Annotated in this window: 23 protein-coding genes and 4 pseudogenes; 13 read left to right on the top strand and 14 right to left on the bottom strand. The window is 63.5% G+C overall.

Annotated elements, in window-relative coordinates; genetic code table 11:
- Positions 1 to 331 (top strand): annotated as a pseudogene (locus NKH41_RS25265) (sulfite exporter TauE/SafE family protein); the annotation flags it as partial.
- A 199-nt stretch (positions 332 to 530) separates the two neighbouring features.
- Here the strand turns inward: NKH41_RS25265 and NKH41_RS25270 are convergent.
- Together NKH41_RS25270 and NKH41_RS25275 are read right to left on the bottom strand one after the other, a co-directional pair.
- Positions 531 to 967, bottom strand: a pseudogene (locus tag NKH41_RS25270) (YqaA family protein).
- A 24-nt stretch (positions 968 to 991) separates the two neighbouring features.
- Entirely contained in the window at positions 992 to 1,261 is a 270-nt protein-coding gene (locus NKH41_RS25275; RefSeq protein WP_352471467.1) for a hypothetical protein, read from the bottom strand.
- A gap of 232 nt (positions 1,262 to 1,493) precedes the next feature.
- On the opposite strand from NKH41_RS25275, the gene NKH41_RS25280 reads away from it, so the two are divergent.
- Positions 1,494 to 2,402, top strand: coding sequence for a hypothetical protein (locus tag NKH41_RS25280; protein WP_352771947.1), 909 nt, complete (start codon positions 1,494 to 1,496; stop codon positions 2,400 to 2,402).
- Positions 2,403 to 2,547: 145 nt separating this feature from the next.
- Positions 2,548 to 4,023 carry an FAD-dependent oxidoreductase gene (locus NKH41_RS25285; protein WP_352471469.1) on the top strand — a complete coding sequence of 492 codons (1,476 nt, stop codon included), beginning with the start codon at positions 2,548 to 2,550 and terminating at the stop codon, positions 4,021 to 4,023.
- A 24-nt stretch (positions 4,024 to 4,047) separates the two neighbouring features.
- Here NKH41_RS25285 and NKH41_RS25290 read toward each other — a convergent pair whose 3' ends face one another.
- Both NKH41_RS25290 and NKH41_RS25295 read right to left on the bottom strand, forming a co-directional pair.
- Positions 4,048 to 4,518: a YbhB/YbcL family Raf kinase inhibitor-like protein gene (locus NKH41_RS25290; protein WP_352471470.1), complete on the bottom strand. Its 471-nt coding sequence runs from the start codon at positions 4,516 to 4,518 to the stop codon at positions 4,048 to 4,050.
- Positions 4,519 to 4,567: 49 nt separating this feature from the next.
- A complete protein-coding gene (locus tag NKH41_RS25295; RefSeq protein WP_023677864.1) occupies positions 4,568 to 5,005 on the bottom strand; it encodes a DUF2267 domain-containing protein in 438 nt (145 codons plus the stop codon).
- Positions 5,006 to 5,288: 283 nt separating this feature from the next.
- Here NKH41_RS25295 and NKH41_RS25300 point away from each other — a divergent pair, with 283 nt between their 5' ends.
- Complete coding sequence (locus tag NKH41_RS25300; RefSeq protein ID WP_352471471.1) at positions 5,289 to 5,768, top strand: Hsp20/alpha crystallin family protein; 480 nt, start codon at positions 5,289 to 5,291, stop codon at positions 5,766 to 5,768.
- 87 nt (positions 5,769 to 5,855) lie between these two features.
- Here NKH41_RS25300 and NKH41_RS25305 read toward each other — a convergent pair whose 3' ends face one another.
- Complete coding sequence (locus tag NKH41_RS25305; RefSeq protein WP_023677862.1) at positions 5,856 to 6,284, bottom strand: CBS domain-containing protein; 429 nt, start codon at positions 6,282 to 6,284, stop codon at positions 5,856 to 5,858.
- 297 nt (positions 6,285 to 6,581) lie between these two features.
- Between NKH41_RS25305 and NKH41_RS25310 the strand changes: the two genes are divergently transcribed.
- From NKH41_RS25310 to NKH41_RS25335, 6 genes and pseudogenes are all read left to right on the top strand, one after another.
- A complete protein-coding gene (locus NKH41_RS25310) occupies positions 6,582 to 7,298 on the top strand; it encodes a phosphoribosyltransferase (protein WP_352471473.1) in 717 nt (238 codons plus the stop codon).
- A gap of 11 nt (positions 7,299 to 7,309) precedes the next feature.
- Positions 7,310 to 7,987 carry a dienelactone hydrolase family protein gene (locus NKH41_RS25315; RefSeq protein ID WP_352934523.1) on the top strand — a complete coding sequence of 226 codons (678 nt, stop codon included), beginning with the start codon at positions 7,310 to 7,312 and terminating at the stop codon, positions 7,985 to 7,987.
- Positions 7,988 to 8,109: 122 nt separating this feature from the next.
- Entirely contained in the window at positions 8,110 to 8,610 is a 501-nt protein-coding gene (locus NKH41_RS25320) for a DUF6496 domain-containing protein (RefSeq protein WP_023678569.1), read from the top strand.
- Between the two features lie 310 nt (positions 8,611 to 8,920).
- Positions 8,921 to 9,868 (top strand): arginase family protein, encoded by a 948-nt coding sequence (locus tag NKH41_RS25325; protein ID WP_352934526.1) that lies wholly within the window; start codon positions 8,921 to 8,923, stop codon positions 9,866 to 9,868.
- 190 nt (positions 9,869 to 10,058) lie between these two features.
- Entirely contained in the window at positions 10,059 to 12,590 is a 2,532-nt protein-coding gene (locus NKH41_RS25330; RefSeq protein WP_352777414.1) for an NAD-dependent epimerase/dehydratase family protein, read from the top strand.
- A 225-nt stretch (positions 12,591 to 12,815) separates the two neighbouring features.
- Positions 12,816 to 13,081, top strand: a pseudogene (locus tag NKH41_RS25335) (substrate-binding domain-containing protein); the annotation flags it as partial.
- A 20-nt stretch (positions 13,082 to 13,101) separates the two neighbouring features.
- On the opposite strand, the gene NKH41_RS25340 reads toward NKH41_RS25335, so the two are convergent.
- The 5 genes and pseudogenes from NKH41_RS25340 to betI all read right to left on the bottom strand — a co-directional run bounded on the left by NKH41_RS25340 (position 13,102) and on the right by betI (position 16,510).
- A complete protein-coding gene (locus NKH41_RS25340) occupies positions 13,102 to 13,896 on the bottom strand; it encodes an inositol monophosphatase family protein (protein WP_352686700.1) in 795 nt (264 codons plus the stop codon).
- 66 nt (positions 13,897 to 13,962) lie between these two features.
- Positions 13,963 to 14,166, bottom strand: a complete 204-nt coding sequence (locus NKH41_RS25345; protein ID WP_352771940.1) for an SDR family oxidoreductase — start codon at positions 14,164 to 14,166, stop codon at positions 13,963 to 13,965.
- A 45-nt stretch (positions 14,167 to 14,211) separates the two neighbouring features.
- A pseudogene (locus tag NKH41_RS25350) lies at positions 14,212 to 14,388 on the bottom strand (aspartate aminotransferase family protein); the annotation flags it as partial.
- A gap of 27 nt (positions 14,389 to 14,415) precedes the next feature.
- The gene (locus NKH41_RS25355; protein WP_352771938.1) at positions 14,416 to 15,717 is read right to left on the bottom strand and encodes a flavin monoamine oxidase family protein; all 1,302 of its coding nucleotides are present in this window, start codon (positions 15,715 to 15,717) and stop codon (positions 14,416 to 14,418) included.
- Positions 15,718 to 15,793: 76 nt separating this feature from the next.
- A complete protein-coding gene (gene betI / locus NKH41_RS25360) occupies positions 15,794 to 16,510 on the bottom strand; it encodes a transcriptional regulator BetI (protein ID WP_502895733.1) in 717 nt (238 codons plus the stop codon).
- 113 nt (positions 16,511 to 16,623) lie between these two features.
- Between betI and NKH41_RS25365 the strand changes: the two genes are divergently transcribed.
- Positions 16,624 to 16,842 carry a hypothetical protein gene (locus NKH41_RS25365; RefSeq protein ID WP_352451221.1) on the top strand — a complete coding sequence of 73 codons (219 nt, stop codon included), beginning with the start codon at positions 16,624 to 16,626 and terminating at the stop codon, positions 16,840 to 16,842.
- Between the two features lie 2 nt (positions 16,843 to 16,844).
- Positions 16,845 to 17,105 carry a hypothetical protein gene (locus NKH41_RS25370; RefSeq protein ID WP_352471481.1) on the top strand — a complete coding sequence of 87 codons (261 nt, stop codon included), beginning with the start codon at positions 16,845 to 16,847 and terminating at the stop codon, positions 17,103 to 17,105.
- Positions 17,106 to 17,147: 42 nt separating this feature from the next.
- Here the strand turns inward: NKH41_RS25370 and NKH41_RS25375 are convergent, their stop codons facing one another.
- The 4 genes from NKH41_RS25375 to NKH41_RS25390 form a co-directional block, all read right to left on the bottom strand.
- Positions 17,148 to 18,206, bottom strand: a complete 1,059-nt coding sequence (locus NKH41_RS25375) for a dipeptidase (protein WP_352771936.1) — start codon at positions 18,204 to 18,206, stop codon at positions 17,148 to 17,150.
- A 186-nt stretch (positions 18,207 to 18,392) separates the two neighbouring features.
- Complete coding sequence (locus tag NKH41_RS25380; RefSeq protein WP_352451160.1) at positions 18,393 to 18,692, bottom strand: GNAT family N-acetyltransferase; 300 nt, start codon at positions 18,690 to 18,692, stop codon at positions 18,393 to 18,395.
- On the bottom strand, positions 18,685 to 19,320 hold the full coding sequence (locus NKH41_RS25385) for an alpha/beta hydrolase (RefSeq protein WP_352451159.1): 636 nt from the start codon (positions 19,318 to 19,320) through the stop codon (positions 18,685 to 18,687). Before NKH41_RS25385 ends, NKH41_RS25380 begins: the two co-directional genes overlap by 8 nt.
- A 10-nt stretch (positions 19,321 to 19,330) precedes the next feature.
- Positions 19,331 to 20,263: a VOC family protein gene (locus NKH41_RS25390; RefSeq protein WP_352540230.1), complete on the bottom strand. Its 933-nt coding sequence runs from the start codon at positions 20,261 to 20,263 to the stop codon at positions 19,331 to 19,333.
- Positions 20,264 to 20,471: 208 nt separating this feature from the next.
- Between NKH41_RS25390 and NKH41_RS25395 the strand changes: the two genes are divergently transcribed.
- The gene (locus NKH41_RS25395) at positions 20,472 to 22,064 is read left to right on the top strand and encodes an alkaline phosphatase family protein (protein WP_352771934.1); all 1,593 of its coding nucleotides are present in this window, start codon (positions 20,472 to 20,474) and stop codon (positions 22,062 to 22,064) included.
- The last annotated feature ends 30 nt before the right edge of the window (positions 22,065 to 22,094 follow it).

Here is a 22,094-nt window from a genome sequence, read left to right on the forward strand (position 1 = left end):
CGTCTTGAATTCGCTCTATCTGAACTACGGTTCGGAGAAGGAGACGTTGGTCGCCACGAAATCGGTGAACTCGTTTGTGACCGATATCGTCAAGATCGCGGTATTCACCGGACTCGGCGCGCTCGGTGGTCAGGCGGTCATGTACGGCGCAGCCGCGGGTTTGGGCGCTGCGCTTGCCAATCTGCTGGCCAAGCGCTGGCTCGAACGCCTAAGTGGACGACAGTTCCGCGGCCTTGTGGTCGCGCTCATGGCTGTGAGTGGAGCGCTGATGATCTGGAACCAGCACAGCTTCGTTGTGCAGGCCTGGCGCGCGGCCACAGGAATGTCTTAACAATGTCGATGTTGGCTGGAGCGCTGCGCCGTAGCTTGGTTGACCGGTCGCGCGATACGCAGAAGCTGGCAAAAGGCCTGCGCGCAGCCCTCGACAAGGTCGCCGTCAAAAAGAGCTAGCGCTTCCCGTCCGCGCGCATCATACAGGGCTCTTCGAACCAGCCGACCTAACCAGCTCAGCTTCGAGAAGCTTCGTGAGATTAGATCGCGCTCAGGGTCACGGCGGCAAGAACCAGATAGCGGCCGACCTTGGCGGCAGTGACCAGCAAAAGGAAAACCCGAAAAGGCTCGCGCGCAGGACGCCCGCGACGACAGTCAGCGGATCACCGACAACCGGCAGCCAACTCAGCAGGAGCGACCACTTTCCATAGCGGCGATACCACACTTGCGCGCGGTCCAGTTGCGCTTGGTTCATCGGAAACCACCGTTGGCCCCGAAAGCGCTCGATGCCTCGCCCGAGCCGCCAGTTGATCACCGATCCAAGCACGTTGCCGACGCTCGCGACTCCGATGAGCAGCCAGGGCGAGTAATCCGCAAGCACGAGCTCGACCAGCACTGCTTCCGATTGCATCGGCAGGATCGTAGCGGCGAGCAAGGCCGCCAGGAACAGACCAGCACAGGCCGCGAGATCGGTCATTGAACCGCATATCCGCCAGTCGACCTAATGATGGTGACCTTCGGGTTCGACCATCTTGAACGGCAGCACCTGTTCGCGGTCTTTCGCGGTCAGCACCAGACCTGCCTGGAACTCATGCGGTTCGGCAGGGGCGACGGTGCTCTCAAGGCGGTGATGGTTGTCGCCGACAGGTTCGAGGCGAAGCGTCTCCGGCCCGCCGGGCCGGTCGATGATCACCGTCGCTGCCAGATCGTCGGCCTGGCGATCGATGGTCAGCCGCGTCCGCTCGCCGGCCGGTGTGTCGACGATTTCCAACGTCCCCGCAGCCAGACCGCAGGCGACCTTAAAGGGCTCCGGCGCAGCGTCAGTTGCGATACCGATCCGTGGCCAGCGCAGCGCATCATAATTCTGCTGTTCCTTCAGCCTGCAAAGTCTCCGCGAGAATCGTGAGGGTCGCGCCGGTGAAAGCGGCCAAGGAACCTGCCGCCGATCAGATCGTTTCGCGGTATCTGGCTAAGGCCAACCGGAGCGGAGGCAGACATGCCGCATGCCCGCAATCGCATGGAACCGAACATCGGCAAAGTCTGCCGTGGATTCGGGCCTTGGCGCGATGCTGCGTGACGTCGATTATGTCCTGCAAAAACTCGACTGGATGCGCGGCGAAGGCATCTGGCCCAACGGCTTGCGGTATCTGTGGACCGATGCATTCGGGGTCGTGCTCTACGTCTCGCTTTATGCGGAAACTGGCGAAGAGCGCTGGCTGGACGAGGCCGAGCGGCTGGTCGCCGATGTCGAGCGTGTGCTCGGCCGCCGGCGCGGACTGAGGATCGGCGAAGCGGCCGATCGCGACGGCCAGTATTTCCACTATCTGGCGATGTGGCTGTTCGCCCTGGCGCGTCTCGGCGATCTGAAGCCGGAATACCGCAAGCGCGGCATTGCGCTGGCGAGGGACATTCACCCGGCGTTTGTGGTCCCTGGCCGCGGCGTGATCTGGAAGATGCAGGAGGATTTGAGCGGTCCTTACCCCGGCTACGGCCTCGGCAGCATGGATGCCTATGACGGCTACGTCTCTTACCGAATGCTCGACGACGAGGAACTGGCGCCCGAGATCGCGCAGATGCGTGCCCTGATGGAGCGCGATTGGCGCAGCCTCGACATCGACCAGGACCTCGGCCTCGGCATGATGCTGTGGCTCGCCCATTTCTCTCCCGACGAGCCGTGGGCCGAGGCCCAGACGAGGCGTTCGCTGCGAACCCTGGAAACGATGTGGGTCGACCCGCCCGGTTATTTCAGCCGCGCGCCATGGCTGCGCGATACCAAGTTCGCCTTCACCAATTACGGCGTTTCGCTCGGCCTGCAGGCCGCCGGTATCTGGCCGGGGCGTGTCGATAGGCTGAACGCCTTCTTCGAGGACTGGCGCTCCGGCGACGAATACGACCGCGAGGCGATCACCTGAGTGATGGCCTGCACCTCGCACCTTCCCGGCGCTTTTCTGACCCGGGGTGGCGAGACAATGATTGAAAGCGACCAAGCTCGGGAACGTTCTTCCGCCGGCGCGGTTGTCGATGGAAGTGCATGGAGACGCAAGGGGCGCGGTTGAAATGGCCATTCTCTTGGGAAAACCGGGAAGCTGTTGGGTGGCGGCAGCCGCCTCCACGAACTATCCCCAGCTCGAAGGTTCGATCCGTGCGGACGCCGTTGTCGTGGGTGCTGGAATTGTCGGGCTGACGACGGCGCTTCGGCTTTGCGAGGCGGGCCGGTCGGTGGTCGTCCTCGAAGGCCTGCGCACAGGCGGCCAGGTGACCGGCCGCTCGACGGCCAAGATCACCACGCAGCATGCGCTGATCTATCGTCATCTCATCGACAGCGTTGGCCGGGACCTGGCGCAGACCTATGCCGATGCGAATTCCGCCGGCGCGCGCCAAATCCGCGATTGGGTTAACAACTGCGCCATCGCCTGCGATTTCGAGAGCAAGGACGCCTATACCTACACCTGCAGTGAAAGCCGCTGCGCGGAGATTGCGGCCGAGGCGGAGGCCGCGCGCCAGGTCGGGCTGGAGGCCGAGATCTTCGACCGCGCGCCGCTGCCTTTCGTAACGGCCGCCGCGCTACGGTTCCCCGACCAGGCGCAGTTCAATCCGGCGATGTATCTGGTTGGCCTGGCGGAAGCGGTGACGGCCCGTGGCGGTCGGATCTTCGAAAACAGCCGCGCCACCTCGATCGACGAGGCAAGTCGCTGGCGCGTCGTCACCGATGGCGGCGCCGTTGATGCCGGGCACGTCGTCGTCGCCACCAACATGACGGTGAAGAGCCCCGTCGGCATGGCGAACCGGACGCAACCGCGCTGCCACACCGCCATGGCCTTTCGGATCGACGATCCCCTCCCTGTCGACGGCATGTTCATCGGCATCGACGACCCGACGCATTCCATCCGCACGGGCCGTGATGCCGAAGGGCCACTGCTGGTCACGCTCGGCCCCAAGTTCAACACCGGCTGGGACGGCGACGTGGCCAAGCGGTTTGTCGAACTGGAAAACTGGGCAAGAAAGAACCTTCCGGTCGGCGACGTCGCCTGGCGCTGGTGCAATGAGGACTATGATACGGCCGACAGGATCCCATATGCCGGCGAACCCTATCCCGCCAAGGCCGCCGGCTTCCACATTGCCACGGGCTTCAACGCCTGGGGCATCACCAACGGGACGGCCGTGGGCGAGATGATCGCCGACCTGATCTGCGGCCGCCCGAGCCCATGGCAAAAACTCTACGATCCGGCCCGGCCCTATCCTGAGGACTTCCACAAGAACGGCCGCAGTCAATCGATCGTCTCGAGCACCCACGACATTGCGCCTGGTATGGGCGGCGTGATCGTCAGGGGAGACGAAAAGATTGCGGCGTGGAGAGACACCGAAGGCGCACTCCAGGCGGTTTCGGCGATTTGCACCCACAAGGGCTGCACCGTAACCTGGAACAATGCGGACCACACCTGGGATTGTCCCTGCCACGGCTCGATCTTCGCCGCCGACGGTTCGGTCATCCACGGCCCTGCCCGAAAACCGCTTGCCCAGATTACATTGTGAAGGCGGCGACCGACACGGCCCGCGTCACGCCGGCCGTTCGTAGGTTCCGACCAGCTCCGTCTCCTCCAATGCGTGTTTCTGGGCTTGCTTCCAGACCTGATGCACGCCCGCCTGTCCTGGTACGCTGAGGCTCGGCACATCGAGCGCGGCCAGCAGGAAGTGGTAATGGTGGACGCCGTGCCCTGCAGGCGGCTGCGGACCATCGTAATACGCATTGCCGAAATCGTTGGTGCCTTGCCTGAGTGCCGACGGGCCGGGCTTGCCGTCTTCGGCCTCGGCTAGTCCCCCGGCATCCGGCGGGATGTTGAACACCGCCCAGTGCCCGAAAATCCCGCTTGGTGCATCGGGATCCCGCACGACAAGAACAAGGCTCTTGGTACCATCCGGGACACCGGACCACTTCAGCGGCGGCGAGACGTTCTGGCCGTCACGCGCATATTTTTCGGGAATTCTTCCGCCTGCCCGGAACGCCGGGCTGATAAGGGTGAGTGGCATTGCTATTTCCCCAAGGAGGTTGCGACCGAGAAGCCCGCGCCTGCGCCGTTCACGCCGCTTGCTGAGCTTCGGCGACGCGTCTTATCTCGCCCGGCAGGGATTCCCAGACCTTGTGCATCTGTCCTTCTCCGACGTGATGGGCGAGTACCTTGGACACGACCCTGAATGCATCCTTGGAATCGACCGGGCGGGTAAATTCCAGCTCCGCCTTGATCTTGGCCAGAAACTCGTCGAGCGACCGCATCTTCTCGGGAGCTTTGGAAGGCTGATATTGGTCATAGAAGGCGCCGCGCACCAGGATCGGCAGCTGCGAGCCGAGGTGGGCTGCAAGATCCGGCTGCATACGGTCGCGAAGGGCGTGCAGCACCGCTCCGAGAACGTGCCAGGCGACCTGCCGATCCGGTCCAATCTCGTCCATGATCTCGTCGAGCCAGATGTTCGTGGTCTGCAGTGTCTTGTCGAATACGTCGAGTCCGGTGGCATTCATCGAAATCCTCCTTCCGTTCAAATCCGACTAGGTGATGTGACCAAACAGCCGTACCTGCCCGTTGTTCCCCCATGCGCATGTCCTGATGCGCATTTATTGTCGGAGGTCCCGTCTGTTGTCGGAGGTCCCGTCATGAGGGAATTCGGGCCGGCTTTTTTGCCGCTGTTTTTCGACCACCTTTCTTGGCCGGCACCGGAACATCCTCATGGGTGGACGAGTTTTGTTTGCCGTCGCCGATCACATGGCGACGAGTGATGCAGACACAAAAAACAGGAGAAGAACCATGGCACATCACGATTTGGCGCCCCGGACGCCATCGCGCAGCCTCTACCCATCCGCGCGCGACCCGCTCACGTCATTCCACCGGCAGATTGACCGCCTGTTCGACGACTTCTTCGCGCCGATGGCCGAAGCGACTACGGCCGGCGATCTTTGGCCGAGCGTCGACGTACATGAAACAGACCAAGCCTATAAGGTCACCGCCGAATTGCCGGGGCTCGAGCAGAAGGACGTTGAGCTCAAGCTGCGCGAAAACACCCTCTTTATTACGGGCGAGAAGCGTTCGGAGCACAAGGAAGGCGAAGGCGGCCGCACCTACAGCGAACGCAGTTATGGCCGGTTTCAGCGGACCATCCCGCTGGAAGCGGAGATCGATGCCGACAAGGTGCAGGCCACTTTCAGAAACGGCATTTTGGCTGTCGAGCTTCCGAAGAACCCCGCTGCAAAGGACAAGACACGCCGCATAGAAGTGAAAGCGCGATAGTTGCCAAACTGAAGGCTGCCTGAGCAGGCGGCGTTCAGCCCAGATGGAGAAGAACGGCGAGCACGGCGGCAACCGCCCAGCGAGCGTCTAGCGCCGGGGATCGTCCGTTGCCTCGGAAACGCCTTCGAGAGCGATTTTGGCGGCTTCCTCATCGGTCCGCCCGAGGTCGGCCAGGGCGATGACGCCGACGAGGCGCTTGTCGTGATTGATCACCGGAAGACGACGCACCTGATGCTTGGCCATGATCTTCGCCGCATCGGTGATATCGGCGTCATCGAAGCACCAATAGACATGCTCGGACATGACCTCGCGAACGGTCGTGTTGCCGGCTGAGCGCTCCTCGGCGACGCCGCGCATCACGATGTCGCGGTCCGTCACCATGCCGACCAGCCTGTCATTCTCGCCGACCGGAAGGGCGCCGAGATTGTCGGCCCGCATTTTCCGGGCGGCATCCCTGATTGTCGTGTTCGGGCCGACCAGTTCGGTCCGACGGCTCATGATCTCCTGAACTTGCATGGGATCTTCCTTTCCCTGATTGCTGAGGCAACAAGTCGCCAGACGGACCTGTTGCGACGCATCGCTAGATTGCCAGCTGGCCGGACGAGGCATGTACGGATCACTATCTTCGATCTTCCCGATCCGCGCTGAGGCGCGTGCCGGTGCCGGCACCTCGCGATCGAAACTATTCTTGGAACGTCCAGGCAGCGAGCGAGTTCCAAAATGGTACCGGTGCCGCAGCCATCCCACGGAATGTGGACGCAGGCTGGTGAAAAAACATCCACCGGGAAAACAGATGCACGCGGATTGAAGGTCATGGCTATCATCTTTTCAGATCGCCGCGAGGCCGGGCGGCAACTCGCCGGGGAACTCGTTCGCTTTGCCGGCCGCGACGATGTGATCGTATTGGCGCTGCCCCGAGGCGGCGTGCCGGTCGGCTACGAGGTCGCGCAGGCACTCAAGGCACCGCTCGACGTCTTCGTCGTGCGCAAGCTCGGCGTCCCCGGCCACGAGGAACTGGCCATGGGGGCGATCGCGCCCTCAGGCGTACGTGTCCTGAACGACGAAATCGTCAACGGTCTCGCGATCCCGCCACATGTCATCGACGCGGTCGCTGCAAGGGAGGAAAAAGAGCTTCTGCGCCGCGAGCACCTCTATAGGGACGGGCGACCCCCACCGCAGTTGAATGGACGAACCATTATCCTCGTGGATGACGGGCTTGCGACCGGATCGACCATGCGGGCCGGGATCAAGGCGCTGCGAAAAAACCACGCCGCCCATATTGTCGCGGCCGTTCCCGTCGGTAGCCCCGACACTTGCGACGCGATGCGGGCGGACGCCGACGAGGTCGTTTGCGCGACGACACCAGAGCCGTTGCTGGGTGTCGGGCGCTGGTACGTGGATTTCTCGCAGACGAGCGATGAAGAGGTCCGCGCGCTCCTCGCCAGGTCCGGGCCCAAGCCCGCCGCTTCCGAAGAGGAATTGGCTGGGCGCGCGGGCGCGGGTCCGGCGCCTGGCACCAGATCGACATAGCGGAGATGGATATGGACCGGGATAGCGAGCACGTCGTGCATGTTCCCGCGGGACCTGTCACGCTTGAGGGCAATGTTTCGTTGCCCTCGGATGCTCGTGGCCTTGTGCTCTTTGCCCATGGCAGCGGAAGCAGCCGCCACAGCCCGCGCAACCGCTACGTGGCAGGAAGGCTGAACGAGGCGAACCTCGCCGCCTTCCTCATCGACCTGTTAACGGCCGAAGAGGAGCGGATCGACCAGGTCACGGCCGAGTTGCGCTTCAATATCGGACTGCTCGCCGACCGGCTGGTCGGCGTCACGGATTGGCTCGGCGCCTCGCCGGAAACATCGGGGTTGCGTCTTGGCTATTTCGGCGCGAGCACGGGCGCCGGTGCCGCCCTGGTGGCGGCGGCCGAGCGGCCCGACCAGGCCGCGGCCGTGGTTTCGCGTGGTGGCCGGCCCGATCTTGCAGCGCACGCCCTGCCGCGCGTCCGGGCGCCGACCTTGCTCGTCGTCGGAGGCGCGGACAAGCAGGTGATCGCGCTCAACCGCTCGGCGCTGGCGGCGCTCCACTGCGAGAAGGAGCTCGCCATCGTCCCTGGCGCGACGCACCTGTTCGAGGAGCCCGGCGCCCTGGACGAAGTCGCGGGCCTGGCGAGCCGATGGTTCTTGCGCCATCTGATTTCGGACAGATCGGCGTCGACGTCCTGACAGCTGGGGCTTGGATCACCAGTCCCGGGATCATTTGCGTCCTCAACGCGTTATGATCCTCATAAGACCGCGCGCAGCTGCAACCCGAATGGCTGTCGCAACCCGTATGAGGGAGAAAGACAATGCCGGACAAGAAAACCATCGAGAAGGCCCGAAAGGACAAGCGCGAGGGCAAATCGCCGAGCACACAGGCCGGCGAGTTCGTGCACGAGGAGATCGATAAAATCCGCCGCGGCGAGCACGGCGCGCGCTCGACGCAGCAGGCCATCGCCATCGGGCTTTCCGAGGCAAGACGCGCAGGCGTAGACCTGCCCCCGCCCAAAAAGGGCAAGGTGAAGGAGAGCACGCGCAAAAGCGCCGAATACGCCTATGAGGCCGGCCAGGGTGAACGCACGCCGAAACGCCGCCCGCGGGTGTCGAAAGCCGTCTCCAAGGTGCTCGAGCACGAGCCGAAGAGCACGGCTTCGCACGAGGCGCTGGCGCAGCAGGCGAAGCGTGCGGCCTCGCGCCGGACGGCTGAGGAGCGCTCGGCCGCCGCCAAGAAGGCCGCCGAGACGAAAGGCGCCAGCGGAAGGAAGGCGGCGGCGCAGAAGGCCGCCAGAACGCGCGCGCACCACGCATAGTTCAAAGACGGCAGTTCGCCTCCTGGAAATCCGATATGGCCCAAGCGACCGGTATCGAGATCTGCCCCGGCAGCGCGGGACAACGCCGCTGCCCAAGGCGAGCCTGCATCCGCGGGACAACATCGACTTCGAAATCACCGCTGACGAAACGGTGGCGCTGAGCGAGCAATACGCGTCGCTCGCGATGCTGCCTGACGCGTGACACCGACCGGAGGTACACGGCGGCAAGGGCAGCGGGAGACCGGTCAGGAAAGCGCAGCCTGTTTCTTGAGCATGATGCGTATCGCCCATAACGCGGAGAACTCTGATCATGACCTCAGCTGCCAGCACGACAATGCCGCGAGACACCATTCAGACGAGGCATATCGCTTTGCTCGGCGCGCCCTCTAATCTTGGGCTGATGCCGCAGCAGGGTGAGCCGGAGCTCGGCGTGTGGAAGGCGCCGGAGGCACTTCAATCGCTTGGTCTCGCCGACCGTTTGGGCGCCGGTCCGTTGCGCTCGGTTCGGGCTCCGCCTTATCGGCCTGAGGTGGATCCTGCGACGGGCGTGCGCAATGCCCAGGCCCTGCGCCAGTATTCCAAGACGCTTGCCGAAGCGGTCGACGAGGAGCTGAACTCGGGAGGGTTCCTGCTCATGCTCGGCGGCGATTGCAGTGTGTTGCTTGGCCCTGCGCTCGCGCTACGGCGTCGTGGCCGCTACGGCCTTATCTTCTTCGATGGGCACACCGATTTCAAATTGCCGGATACCTCGCCGTCAAAGGGAGCCGCGGGCATGGATTTGGCCTTCGTGACCGGCCATGGCCCGACGCTCCTGATCGATTTCGGCGAGCACACTCCTTTGGTCCGTGAGGCCGACGTAGTCGCGTTTGGCTATCGCGATGTGCAGGACCCCGCGACTTACACGTCCAAGGCCGTCTTCGACACCGATGTTCACCGGATGGATTTGGCTGAAGTGCGGCGGCGCGGCATCGCCGATGCGGCACGCATAGCGCTTGACGCGGTCGCAGGGCAGGACGTCGAGGGTGTATTCGTTGACTTCGATGTCGACGTGCTGGACAGCGAGATCATGTCGGCTGTCGATACGCCGGAGGCCGGCGGTGTCTTGCCCGACGAAGCTGTCGAAGCCCTTCGCACATGGTGCAACGATCCACGCGTGATTGGGATGGAGGTGACGATCTATGATCCCGACCGCGATCCGGATCGTCGCTGCGGCGAGCTGCTGATCGACATTCTGGTCGCTTCCCTTTGCGGCCGGTAGACCAATGGGAGTCCTGCACTTGTGCACAAATGCAATCCGCCGGCACGAATGGCCGTCGGTCTGACGGATCGCCGCGCGCACCCATTCTGTGGTGCTACCTCATCGGGAACCGTTCTCAACGAACATGGTTCGGAGTGTGCGACCGAAGCATTCGGCTTCTTCTACCCGGCTATCGCCAAGGAGATTCGCCATGACCGGCAAAACCCGTCCCACCGTCCTGATCACAGGCAGCAGCGGGTTTCTGGGCCAGGCCATCGCTCGCGGCTTGATGGAGCGCTACGACATCATCGGCCTTGATGTTGCCAGACGATCCTTGCCCAGCGTCGAGACGATCGAGATCGACCTTACCTCGGACGCGAGCGTGGCGAAGGCACTGGCCGAGGTGCGCGAGCGGAGCGGCGGCCGCGTTGCCTCGGTGATCCATCTCGCGGCTTATTACGACACGACCGGCGAGGATAATCCGAAATACGGCGCGGTGACCGTCGAGGGAACGCGCCGGCTGCTGAACGCCCTGAGGGGGTTCGAGACGGAGCAGTTCGTGTTTTCGAGCACGCTGCTGGTGCATGCGCCGAGCCCGGCAAAGGGCGCCAGGATCGACGAGCGATCGCCGATCGATCCGGCCTGGGCCTATCCGAGATCGAAGGCCGAGACCGAGACGCTGATCCAGAAGGAGCACGGCGACGTCAAGGTTGCGATCCTGCGACTGGCGGGTGTCTATGACGAGGATTGTCACGCGGCCTTCATCGCCCAGCAGATCGCCCGCATTTTCGAGCGCATGCCGACCGCCTATCTTTTCACCGGCGACATCACCACCGGCCAGCCCTACCTGCATCTGGACGATCTCGTCGACGCCGTGGTGCGCACTGTCGACCGGCGCAGCGCGCTTCCCGACGAGACCGTACTGCTGATCGGCGAAGAAGAGACGCCGTCCTACGACGAGATGCAGAAGCAGATCGGGCAGCTCCTGCATGGCGAGACCTGGCGGACCCTGTCCCTGCCGAAAGAGGTGACGAAGCTCGGCGCCTGGATGCAGGAGAAGGTTCTCGACCAGGAGACCGACATCAAACCATGGATGATCGAGAACGCCGACGATCACTACGAGATCGACATCTCCCGCGCCAGGCGCCTGCTTGGCTGGAACCCGCGGCACCGCCTGACCGCTACCTTGCCGGAAATGATCCGGCGGCTGAAGGCGGATCCTACCGACTGGTACAAGAAGAACAAGCTTGAACCGTCGGCGGCCGCCGCTTCCGCGCCCGAGCTCGACCAGGCCGCCGAACGGCTGCAGCGCCCGCTCGAGCGCTCGGACGACGAGGTCGAGGCGGAAACCGAACGCCACCGGGCCGCAACGCTCTGGGCGCCGCTGACCAACGTTGCGATCGGGCTGTTGCTCGTGGCGTCGCCCTTCACGCTCGGCCTGTTCGATCCCGCTTCAGCACCGATTCCGCCGGCGCTCGGACATGAGATCTCCTCGCCGGAGACGCGCGACGGCAGGCTCGGCATCAGTGAGATTGTATCCGGCCTCGCCATCCTGTCGCTGGCGCTCGTCGGCATGCGCCGGCGCTGGCACGGGCTGCAATGGATCACCGCCTCGATCGGGGTTTGGGTGATGTTCGCGCCGCTGCTGTTCTGGACCACCAGCGCCGGAGCCTACGCGACCGACACGTTGGCCGGCATGCTGATCGTCGCGTTCGCGGTGATGATCCCGCCGACGCCGGGTATCAGCCGGCGTGCCCTTGCCGCCGATGACGACCGCCCGCTCGGCTGGAGCTATTCGCCCTCCCTCTTCACCCAGCGCATTCCCATAATCGGCCTCGCCTTTGTCGGCCTGTTCGTCTCGCGCTATCTCGCTGCCTATCAGCTAGGGCACATCGACAGTCTTTGGGATCCGTTCTTCGGCCCGGGCGAAACACCGGCCGGCAATGGCAGCGAGGCGGTGGTCACCTCCTGGGTCTCCAAGGGTTTTCCGATCGCCGATGCCGGGCTGGGCGCCTTCGCCTATGCGCTGGATATCCTCGCGGGCGCGATCGGCGATCGCCGCCGCTGGCGCACCATGCCGTGGATGGTGCTTTTGTTCGGCTTGCTGGTCGTTCCGCTCGGTGTGGTCAGCGTCGGCTTCATCATCATCCAGCCACCGCTCATCGGGGCGCTGTGCACGCTCTGCATCGTCCAGGCTGCCGTCACCGTCGTCCTCATCCCTTATTCGGTCGACGAGGTGCTGGCGAGCTGCCAGTATCTTTGGCACGCGAAACAAGCGGGAGAGCCGTTCTGGCGCACATTCTGGTGCGGAGGTCCGGCACTTTCGGAGGACCAGACGCCGACGCCGGATCTCGACCGGCCGCTATCGGCAGTGGCGCGGGACTTCGTCACTGGCGGTGTGAATTTCCCCCGGACCCTTGTCGCCAGCACACTCGCCGGCGCCCTGCTGATGATCACGCCGCTTGTCTTCGGCACCAGCCCGCCGCTCTACTTCAGTGACCATGTCACCGGCTGCCTGGTCATCATGATCGCCGTTACGGCGATGGCCGAGGTGGCGCGCGCCGTCCGCTTTGTGAACATAGCGCTTGGAGCCTGGATCGCCCTCTCTCCGTTCATGCTCGCCGGCGGCGCGGCGGCGAGCCTCGCCAATCTGGCGATCGGAGCGCTGCTGGTCGGGCTCAGCCTGCCGCGCGGCACGCGCAGCGCTGCGCATTATGGCGGCTGGGACCGGGCCATCGTCTGAGAATGTTCGGCGGCGCAGGACGGTCGGCCAGGTGGCTGCAAAGATTGATCCGCATCAACCTGTCGAACACATCGAGCGGGAAGTCGGCGAAAGGCGCAAAGGCGGCCGTACCCTTCCAACTTGAATTTTCCGCGTATCTGCATTTCATAAGTCGGCAAATAAATTAGGGAGGAATTTCAACATGATAAAAGGGCAATTCTCTGCGCCGGCATCCTCGCCGCCGGTATGTGGGCCGCGTCGTCATCGGCGTCCGCCGAAAGCCTGACCATGTCTTGCGGCGTTGACGAGGTCTGGTGCCAGCAGACGGCGCGGGCGTTCGAGGAGAAGACCGGCATCACGTCAATATGACCCGCAAGAGCGCTGGCGAAATCTATGCGCAATTGCGCGCCGAGGCCGCCAACCCAAAGGGAGACATCTGGTGGGGCGGAGCCGGCGATCCGCATCTGCAGGCAGCCGAGGAGGGCCTGACAGTGGAATACAAATCGCCGCTGCTCATGCGGACCGGTTCTGATCAAAGCTTGAAGGATTGCACGCAGAGCTGGCGGACCTGGGCGAACACGCCGCTGCCGGCGCAAATCACCAGCGCGCCGTTTTCCAGCACCGTCTTTGGGTCGGGCTTGACTATAGTGCCGCCGGCTTCTTCCACCAGCAGCATGCCTGCCAGGCAGTCCCAGGCGTTCATATGCTCTTCGACATAGCCGAGCAGCCTGCCGGCGGCCGCATAGGCGAGCATCAACGCGCCGGATGCGTTACGGAAAAACACGCCGCCCTTTGAAAACAGCAAGCCGATGAGCGTTGCGACGTTCTGAATTTCGGCGCGGTTGGAAAAGCCGGTGCCCAACGAGCCGTCGGTCAGGCTGGTGGCCGCGCTTGCCCTGATCGGCTTGCCGTTGAGAAAAGCGCCGCCGCCCTTGCGGCAATGGAACGTTTCGCCGGTAGAGGGCTCGTGGATGACACCCACGACAGTGTCGCCGTCCTTGGCGCAGGCGATGACCACACACCAGGCCGGAATGCCCCGCACGAAATTCGCGGTGCCGTCGATCGGATCTATCACCCAGACATGCCCGCTCGATCCGGTGACCGAGGCATGCTCCTCGCCGACAATTCCATCGGTCGGGTAAGCGGCTTTCATTGCCGCACGGATGAACAGCTCGACCTCGCGGTCAGCCTGCGAGACCATGTCCTGATGACCTTTGCTCTCGATGGCGAGGCTGTCGAGGTCGCGAAAATACTCCAGGCCGAGCGCGCCGGCGCGCCGCGCGAGATCGATGGCGAACTGTTCGCGCGTTGCTGTGTCGGGTGTCATGAGATCCTTGGGATGGCGAATGTGATCTGAGGAAAATACCCCAGCCAAAGAAGCTTAGCGGTGAAGCTAAGAGCGTGCAAATGACGAGCCCTGCCTTTTGCGGGGCGGCCCCGAGGCCGACCGGTCTTCCATGCGCCCGACAGCGACAGTCGCGCTCATACGGGTCCGGGTCATGTCGCCTTCGATATAGATGATCTGGCCGGTCATGAAGCTCGACGCGTCGGAAACCAGGAAGATCGCAGCACCGCCCAGTTCATCGACCTCGCCCACCTTGCCAGCGGCCGACCAATGCCACGGCTTGCCGGCGATAAACGCCTATCCCCGCCAGACATCTTCGCGGCGCAGATCGTCCATCGCGCGCGAAATGCCTTCGCGCAGGATCGACACCATATCGTCGATCTACTGGCGCTTGATGATTAATGGCGGCGACATCACGCACATGTTGATCAGTAGCCGGACCAACAGGCCGAGCTCGTGGCAATGCGCGTCGATGCAGGTCGGCACCTCGATCCGCCTCGCTTATGACCCTGAGGCTCTGCTGGCGATAACCGACTGAATAATTTTTTGCGCAGCAGTGCGACCGGCGACGATCGCGCCCTCGACATAGCCCGGAAATGACGGCGACAGCTCCGACGAGGCAAAATGCACCGGCGGGGCGCCCGCCCGGATAATGCGTTCGGCATCCGTTGCCGTCGCATCGACGATCGAATCGCTGTAACCCCCGCCGCTCCAGTGATCCCCGGTCCAGTCGCGATGGCTGAGATCGGTGACGCCGGCGGCCTCGATACCGAGCGCATCTTGCAGCTTTGATGTCACCGTTGCGCGTAGCGCCGCGCTGTCCATATCCCGCCAGCGCTGCGCCAGCGGCCCGCCGATGAAGACGACAAGTGCTGCATGATCCTCATCCTTGCTGGCATCGCAGGCAAAAAGTCCGTGCGGCTCCCGCCACATCACCATGCCGCTCAAGCCCCTGTCGCGCCAGAAAGCCTTGGGATAGCGCACCAGCATTTTGATCACCGCGCCGCTTTGCCAGACGCCGAGGGCTCTCTCCAGCGCAGCCGGCAGCGGCGGCACGAAATCCACTCTCGAGGCCATCATCGGCGGTAGCGCGACCAGTACCGCTCGTGCCTCGGTCACGCCGGCGGGCGAAACGACGCGAACCCCTCCCGGCCCGTGCTCAATAGCCTCGACAGCTGTATTCAGCCGCAGTCGATCGCCGAGATCCCGCGCAAGATCATCCGCCAGCGAATGCATGGTTTCGCCCACGAAATACTGCAGCTCCGACACCTCGTTGGTGATGCGGCGATCATTGTCGATCAAGTACCACAGCGGCAGCCTTTCCATTGCCAGGCACCACAGGCCCTCGATCATCGACCGAAAGGCGGCCTTGGCATCGTCGGGATCGTTCTGGCGATCGAGCCATGCCGCGACTGTCAAGCCGGCGATGGCCGGGTCGGTCGGTGCGATCGCGTTCATCCGCTCGCGAATTCGCATCGCGGTGCCGTAAGTGCGCCCGGCTTGCGCCTCGCTCATTCGCGGCTGCGTGACGAATTCGCCTGCGACATGGGTCTCGACCAATGTCTTGCCGCGCGCTCGCACCAGCGCCATTAATTCCGGCATGTCTTCGCACAAGAACTGGCCGCCGCTGTCGATCCGCTCGCCGAGCCCGTTCTGCACGGCTTCGACGCGGCCGCCGACACGGTCGCGGGCTTCGAGCAGCACGGCATCGATGCCGGCGTGGTTCAATTCACGCGCGGCCGACAGGCCGGTGAAGCCGGCGCCGACGATGGCCACATCGGCTCGTTCGATCTTGAACTTCATTAGCCGGCCTTGATCTTCTCGAATGTCAGGCGCCGGATCATTGTCTTCATTGCTGGTCCACCCTCTTTTTGATGGTTCATGCCGGCCTGGCACCGCGGGCTGCTGAGTTCGGATAGTGCTTGGGGAATGCCGCAGACAGGAACTCGTTCGCGGCCTGCAGCGCCGTCTCGCGTGTGGCGTCCTCGGTGCCCATCATCAAATGCAGCCACAGACCATCCAGCATGGCGCTGAGCGCCAGCGCCATGACTTGCGGCTCATAGGCATAGAAGCCGCTCTGCTTGAGCGCCGCGCAAAGATCGATGAATATGTTCTGGTAGACGGCATCGCGTGCGCTGCTCAGCGCCTGATATTTCGGTCGCGATTTGGCCTCGCCCCAGAAGGCACACCAAGCAGCCAGCTTGCGCTTGTTGCAGATCGAGCGGTTGAAATCGGCTGCCACCAATGCCTGCAGCTGGCGGGCGGGATCATCGCCGGCCCTTTGCAAGGCGCTGCGCCAATGCGCCGAATACTCGTCATGCATGTACTGCAAAGTGGCGACGAGCAGCTTCTCCTTGCTCTCGAAATGGAAATTGACGATGCCGCGCGACAGGCCGGCGCCGTCGGCGACGTCGGCCATAGTCGTTTCCGAATAACCGCGCTTGGCCAATGAATCGATAGTCGCTTCGATCAGTTGAACCTGCCTTGTCTCTTTCGACGCTTTGCGGCCGCGCTTTTCGGAATCGCTTTTTCGCGCCGGTTCGAGGAGGGCTTCGCGCGCCTCTGTTGTCTTCATCGGGGTGATGGTCTCCAGCATCGCCGGCTAGCCGACCGGCATCGGCCGCGAAGATCAGTGGGACGGTGTTTGCCACTGTCAAGCACCTTCTGCATGGCTGCCCATATTCGAATGTTCTCGTCGAGATTGCATCCTTGGAGAAAACGTCGTCGAAGGCACCGTCGGCGAAGGGCAGCAGTCCCGGCGATGCAAACCAGATCAGCGCCGCCGAGCCCGCCTGCAGCGGACCTTGGCTCGAGATCCACGCCAGGCGCGAGCTGCAATATCAAAAGCTGCTGAAGCGTGCCAAACTGGTGCCGCGGCTGGTCGTCAGGCTCGGCCGCCGCACTGCCAATCCGCCTGCGGATTTCTAAATATGGCCGACGACACCGACAGTCCCAAACTCGACGCCGAAGCCGCCGAACAGTGGCAGCTGATCAACACACCGCTCGGCGAAAAATGGTCGGGCCGCACCCGCTATGCTGCGGCCATGTTCTTCTACAAACGCGGTGAGATGAGCGCTGAAACGCTGGAGGCCTACCGTATTTGTGCCAGGCTGGATTCGACCGATCCGCTGCCGATCATCCGCGACCGCGGCATTGGCCAGGACTGGCTTAAACGCATGGGTTTCGAATAGTCGGCCTCCAAATCGCATTCCGGTCAAGCCGGCATCACCCGCTTAGCCGATGGTCTTTTCCAGCATGCCGAGCCAGTTGCGATAGGCGATCTTCTCGATCAGCGCGCGCCCGAAGCCGCGAGCCGCGAAAGCGTCGAGCAATCTTGGCAGGCCGGCAACGTCGCCTATCACGGCCGGGATCATGGCGCCGTCCAAATCCGAGCCCAGGCCGACGCCGTCTTCGCCCAGCGCCTGCAGCAGCGAATCGACATGGCGCACCATGATGTCGAGACTGGTGTCGGCGTTCATCCTGCCGTCCTCACGCAGGAACCCGGTGGCGAAATTCAGCCCGACCATGCCGCCGGAGTCGCGGATCGCGCCGAGCTGCCATTCGGTGAGGTTGCGCGAATGGCCGCAGATCGCGTGCACGTTGGAATGGGTCGCGACCAGCGGTGCGTCGCTGATCTCGACGACGTCGCGGAAACCTTTTTCGTTGAGATGCGAAAGATCGATCATGATCTTCAGCTGGTTGCAGGCTTTCACCAGCGCCTTGCCGGCATCGGTCAGCCCCGGCCCTGTATCGGGCGACGACGGGAAACGGAACGGCACGCCGTGGCCGAAGGCATTGGGACGGCTCCAGACGATACCGAGCGAGCGCAGGCCGGCTGCGTGGAGGACATCGAGCAGGGTGAGCTCAGGGTCGATCGCCTCGACCCCTTCGATGTGGAAGACCGCCGCGATCGAGCCTTGCGCCATCGCCTTCCTCACATCGCCGGCGGTGCGGCAGACAGTGAGCGCCGAAGCCCGCTCCAGCCTGAACAGGATCGAGGCCATCGCTATGGTGGAGTTGAGCGCATCGGCGCGCGGAACCTCGGGCGGCATGGGCTCGCTGTCGCTCGGCGCCAGCGGCACCGCGCCGCGCTTGGATTTCTCGACAGGCGGCGGGAAGATCGCGAACATGCCGCCGGCAAATCCGCCTTTCTTCGCGCGCGGCAGGTCGATATGGCCACTCGGCGTCCCCTCGACGAACAGCTTTTCGACGTCCGCATCCTTCGACTGGTAGAGCCTGAGCAGCGTGTCGTTGTGGCCGTCGAAGACGGGAATGAGATCGGATTCGGTCATGGAGGGCCATTCGGTTGAAGTGGTCGGGCCGCGGAGGGCGAGCCGGTTGTTGCCAATACTTAGGCAAGGCGAGCGCTCTGCGCAAATCCCGCATGTTTGCCTTATGTTTGTACGCCGCCAATGGTCGAAGCGGCACGCGGTAAAGCCGCGCACCCTTTGTCCTGTCATTCATCGAGGGGCAGTCTCTTACCGCTTCAGCACGTCCGCCCATTCCGGATGGCGGCGGAACTGAGCATTGGCGAACGGGCAAAGCGGGATGATCGTCTTGCCCGCCGCACGTGCATCCTCGACGGCACGGGTGACGAGGCGAAGTCCCGCGCCCTGGCCGCGAAATGCATCCGGCACTTCGGTATGGTCGATGATGATCTGGTGCTCGCCGACCTTGGTGAAGGTCATCTCCGCCTCGGCGCCGCTCGGCCCACGCAGGAAGTAGCGGCCCTTCGAGCCGCGGTCCTCCAGCTCGATCTCCGGCAATAGGTCAGACATGGCTTGCGGTCCTTTCATCCGGCGCTACGGCGAACAACTGCCGCGCCGCCTCGATCTCGCTCGGCCGCACCTCATGGCCGCCGTCATGCCACTCGACTGTGACATCGGCACCATCGGCGCGCAAATAGGCTTCAAGCCGCGCCGTCAAATCAGGCGGACAGATCGGGTCTCGCCTGCCGGCGGTGACCAGGATGCGGCTGCCGTCAAGGCTGCCCTTGACCTCCGGCTCGAACGGGATCAGCGGATGCATCAGCACCGTTGCGTCGAACAGCGAGGGTTCGGCAAACAGCACCGAGGCCAGGATGTTGGCGCCGTTGGAATAACCGAGGCCTAGCACCAAAGATGGCTTTGCCGCCTCGACATGTGCCTTGACGAAGCCGGCCATCTTGTCCGTCGCTCGCGTGAGATCGCCCATGTCGTAAACGCCCTCGCCGGTACGGCGAAAGAAGCGTGCGGCGCCTTGTTCCGAGACATCGCCGCGCGGGCCGACGATCGTCGCTTGCGGCGCAAGATCGCGCCCAAGCGACAGAAGCTGATCCTCGTCGCCGCCAGTGCCATGGAAGACGAAGAGCAACGGTCCGCCCAGCGAACCGGGCAGCACCTTGTGAATATACGAATCCTTGCTCATAACCCTGCCCTCAGTCTTCCAGTTTCTGCAGATGCTGCTCGAGATAGGGCCGCAAATGCTGGTGTTGCGACGGCAGTTTCAGCGCCTCGCCGAGATGGGCGGTATCCTCGTCGCGGTCGAAGCCCGGCTCGTTGGTGGCGACTTCGAACAGCACGCCCCCCGGTGTGCGGAAGTAGATCGCCCAGAAATAATCGCGGTCGATCACCGGCGTCACCTGATAACCTGTGTCGAGGAGTGCCTTGCGCACTTCGAGCTGCTTGGTGCGGTTCTCGACGGCGAAAGCAACATGGTGGACCGAGCCGGCGCCGAGATTGGCGAAGCCGGCCCCTGGCAGCGATTCGATATCGACGACGTCGGCGCCGTTGCCGTTCTTCACCGCCAGCCGCCTGATGTTGCCTGACTTGTCGACCTCCTCATAACCCATGAATTTCAGCAGCTCTTCGGTGGCGCCGCCATCTTTCAGCCTGAGCGACACCGAGTGAAAGCCGCGGATCGCCACGTCGGTGGGAATGCCACCCTTGGCCCATGGCGCACGGTTGTCCGCTCTGTCTTCGACCAGCGCAAACCCGTCGCCGTCGGGACCGGCGAACGCAAGACGCTTCTCGCCGAACGTCTCCTCGCGGGACAGCCCGGTGACGCCTTGCTCGGCAAACCGTTTCTCCCAATAGCCGAGCGTGCCCTCAGGCACCGAGTAAGCGGTGGTGCCGACCTCGCCAACGCCATGGCGGCCCTTGCCGATGTTGGGAAACGGGAAATAGGTCATCACCGAGCCGGGTGTGCCGACCTCGTCGCCGTAATAGAGGTGGTAGACATCGGGTGCGTCGAAATTGACGGTTTTCTTGACCCGCCGCAGACCGAGCGTCCCGGTGAAGAATTCATTGTTCTGGCGCGCATCGCTGGCCATCGAGGTGACGTGATGCAGGCCCTTGACCTGGTCGAGCATGTTTCTGCTCCTTTCCTTGTGCCGGTGCGGCCCTTGCCGCTGTCCACGCAAATATGAGCATCCGCCTCCTGGCCGCAAAGGCGGCAAACACAGAATGGACTGTGCTGTTAAAGTGAACGACGAAGCAGGTTTTGTTCACCATTCGGCAAACTGGACCGGCTTGCATACTCGCCGAAATTGCGCTCCATGAGCGACGCATGTAGCCAGCATGAGGATACAGCGGTTGAGTGGAAAACGCCCCAATATTCTCCTGATCACCTGCGACCAGTGGCGGGGCGACTGCCTGTCAGCTGCTGGCCACAAGGTGGTAAGGACACCGAATGCCGACGCGCTGGCTGCCGAGGGCGTTTTGTTCCAGAAGCACTATGGCGGCGCCGCACCTTGCTCGCCGGCGCGCGCCTGCCTCTACACCGGCCTCTACCAGATGAACAATCGTGTCTGCCGCAACGGCACACCGCTCGACGCCCGCCACGGCAACATAGCCCTCTGGGCACGCGCCCTCGGCTATGATCCGACGCTGTTCGGTTATACCGACATGGCGCGCGACCCGCGCACGCTGGCGCCTGGCGATCCGCAGCTGAAAAGCTATGAAGGCGTGCTGCCCGGCTTCACCGTGCGCCAGCTTCTGCCCGAGCACCAGAAGCCCTGGCTGTCATGGCTCAAGGCGCGCGGCGTCGATGCCGGCGCCGGCTCCCCCGCCATTCACCGCCCGGCGGGCGAAATCCTGGAAAACGACGGCGCGATCAGCAACGGTCCGCCAATCTATTCGAAGGACGAGACGCCGTCGGCCTTCCTGGCCGGCGAATTCATCCGCTGGCTCGGCGAGCAGGAGCGCGATGCCCCGTGGTTCGCGCATCTTTCCTTCATCAGCCCCCACCCGCCCTTCATCGTGCCGGCGCCTTACAACGCCATGTACGATCCGGCCATCGGTCCAGCTTTTGACCGCGCGGAAAGCTGGCAGGCCGAAGCAGCAAGCCACCCTTATCTCGCCTATGAACTTAACCGGCAGGAACGGTCGAAATTCCGTCCCGGCTCGGAGGGCAAGGTGCGCGACTGGGGCGACGACAATTTTCGCCGCATCCGGGCGCTCTATTACGGCATGATCTCGGAGGTCGACGCGCAGCTTGGCCGTGTCTGGCAAGCGGTCAAGGCGGCCGATGCATGGGACGACACCGTCATCGTGCTGACCTCCGATCACGCCGAGATGATGGGCGATCATTTCATGCTGGGCAAGGGCGGCTTCTTCGACGGCAGCTTCCATATTCCGCTGGTCATTCGCGATCCGCGCCGCCACAAGGCGGCCGGCAGCAGTGTCGACCGCTTCACCGAGGCGGTCGATTTGGCACCGACCTTGCTCGAGCTCACTGGGCTCGAGCTCACTGGCGGCGAAGTGCTGCCGCATCTCGACGGCCGCTCGCTGGCACCTTTCCTGGACGCAACGGAGCCGGACAATTGGCGCGATGCGGCGCATTGGGAGTTCGATTTCCGCTCGATTGCGGATGGTGATGCAGAACGCTATTTCGGCATCGGTCCGCGTCAGTGCAATCTCGCCGTCATCCGCACGCAAAAGTTCAAATATGTGAATTTCGGCGGCGGCCTGCCGCCCTTGCTCTTCGACCTGGAAAAAGATGCCGGCGAGCTGACCAACGTCGCTGACGACCCAGCCTATCTGCCGGCGCGGTTGGAATTTGCCGAGAAGTTGCTCGCCTGGCGGGCCGAGCATCTCGACCAATCTCTGGCGCTCGCCGAATTGACGGACAATGGCGTTGCCGGCCATGTCGCGGGCTTCCCCTCGAGATAAGCAAAGCCCGCGCCGTTGCCGGCGCGGGCT

Origin of the sequence: Mesorhizobium sp. M1169 (assembly GCF_040318345.1) — a bacterium.
In the GTDB taxonomy this organism is placed as follows: domain Bacteria; phylum Pseudomonadota; class Alphaproteobacteria; order Rhizobiales; family Rhizobiaceae; genus Mesorhizobium.

Bases quoted from the DNA above. Each gene is read 5' to 3' on its own strand.
- NKH41_RS25325 (WP_352934526.1), top strand. From the start codon at position 8,921: ATGACCTCAGCTGCCAGCACGACAATGCCGCGAGACACCATTCAGACG.
- NKH41_RS25370 (WP_352471481.1), top strand. From the start codon at position 16,845: ATGGCCGACGACACCGACAGTCCCAAACTCGACGCCGAAGCCGCCGAA.
- NKH41_RS25330 (WP_352777414.1), top strand. From the start codon at position 10,059: ATGACCGGCAAAACCCGTCCCACCGTCCTGATCACAGGCAGCAGCGGG.
- betI (WP_502895733.1), bottom strand. From the start codon at position 16,510: ATGCTGGAGACCATCACCCCGATGAAGACAACAGAGGCGCGCGAAGCC.
- NKH41_RS25320 (WP_023678569.1), top strand. From the start codon at position 8,110: ATGCCGGACAAGAAAACCATCGAGAAGGCCCGAAAGGACAAGCGCGAG.
- NKH41_RS25310 (WP_352471473.1), top strand. From the start codon at position 6,582: ATGGCTATCATCTTTTCAGATCGCCGCGAGGCCGGGCGGCAACTCGCC.
- NKH41_RS25280 (WP_352771947.1), top strand. From the start codon at position 1,494: ATGCCCGCAATCGCATGGAACCGAACATCGGCAAAGTCTGCCGTGGAT.
- NKH41_RS25390 (WP_352540230.1), bottom strand. From the start codon at position 20,263: ATGCTCGACCAGGTCAAGGGCCTGCATCACGTCACCTCGATGGCCAGC.
- NKH41_RS25340 (WP_352686700.1), bottom strand. From the start codon at position 13,896: ATGACACCCGACACAGCAACGCGCGAACAGTTCGCCATCGATCTCGCG.
- NKH41_RS25375 (WP_352771936.1), bottom strand. From the start codon at position 18,206: ATGACCGAATCCGATCTCATTCCCGTCTTCGACGGCCACAACGACACG.
- NKH41_RS25395 (WP_352771934.1), top strand. From the start codon at position 20,472: ATGAGGATACAGCGGTTGAGTGGAAAACGCCCCAATATTCTCCTGATC.
- NKH41_RS25355 (WP_352771938.1), bottom strand. From the start codon at position 15,717: ATGAAGTTCAAGATCGAACGAGCCGATGTGGCCATCGTCGGCGCCGGC.
- NKH41_RS25380 (WP_352451160.1), bottom strand. From the start codon at position 18,692: ATGTCTGACCTATTGCCGGAGATCGAGCTGGAGGACCGCGGCTCGAAG.
- NKH41_RS25285 (WP_352471469.1), top strand. From the start codon at position 2,548: ATGGCCATTCTCTTGGGAAAACCGGGAAGCTGTTGGGTGGCGGCAGCC.
- NKH41_RS25295 (WP_023677864.1), bottom strand. From the start codon at position 5,005: ATGAATGCCACCGGACTCGACGTATTCGACAAGACACTGCAGACCACG.
- NKH41_RS25300 (WP_352471471.1), top strand. From the start codon at position 5,289: ATGGCACATCACGATTTGGCGCCCCGGACGCCATCGCGCAGCCTCTAC.
- NKH41_RS25315 (WP_352934523.1), top strand. From the start codon at position 7,310: ATGGACCGGGATAGCGAGCACGTCGTGCATGTTCCCGCGGGACCTGTC.
- NKH41_RS25305 (WP_023677862.1), bottom strand. From the start codon at position 6,284: ATGCAAGTTCAGGAGATCATGAGCCGTCGGACCGAACTGGTCGGCCCG.
- NKH41_RS25385 (WP_352451159.1), bottom strand. From the start codon at position 19,320: ATGAGCAAGGATTCGTATATTCACAAGGTGCTGCCCGGTTCGCTGGGC.
- NKH41_RS25290 (WP_352471470.1), bottom strand. From the start codon at position 4,518: ATGCCACTCACCCTTATCAGCCCGGCGTTCCGGGCAGGCGGAAGAATT.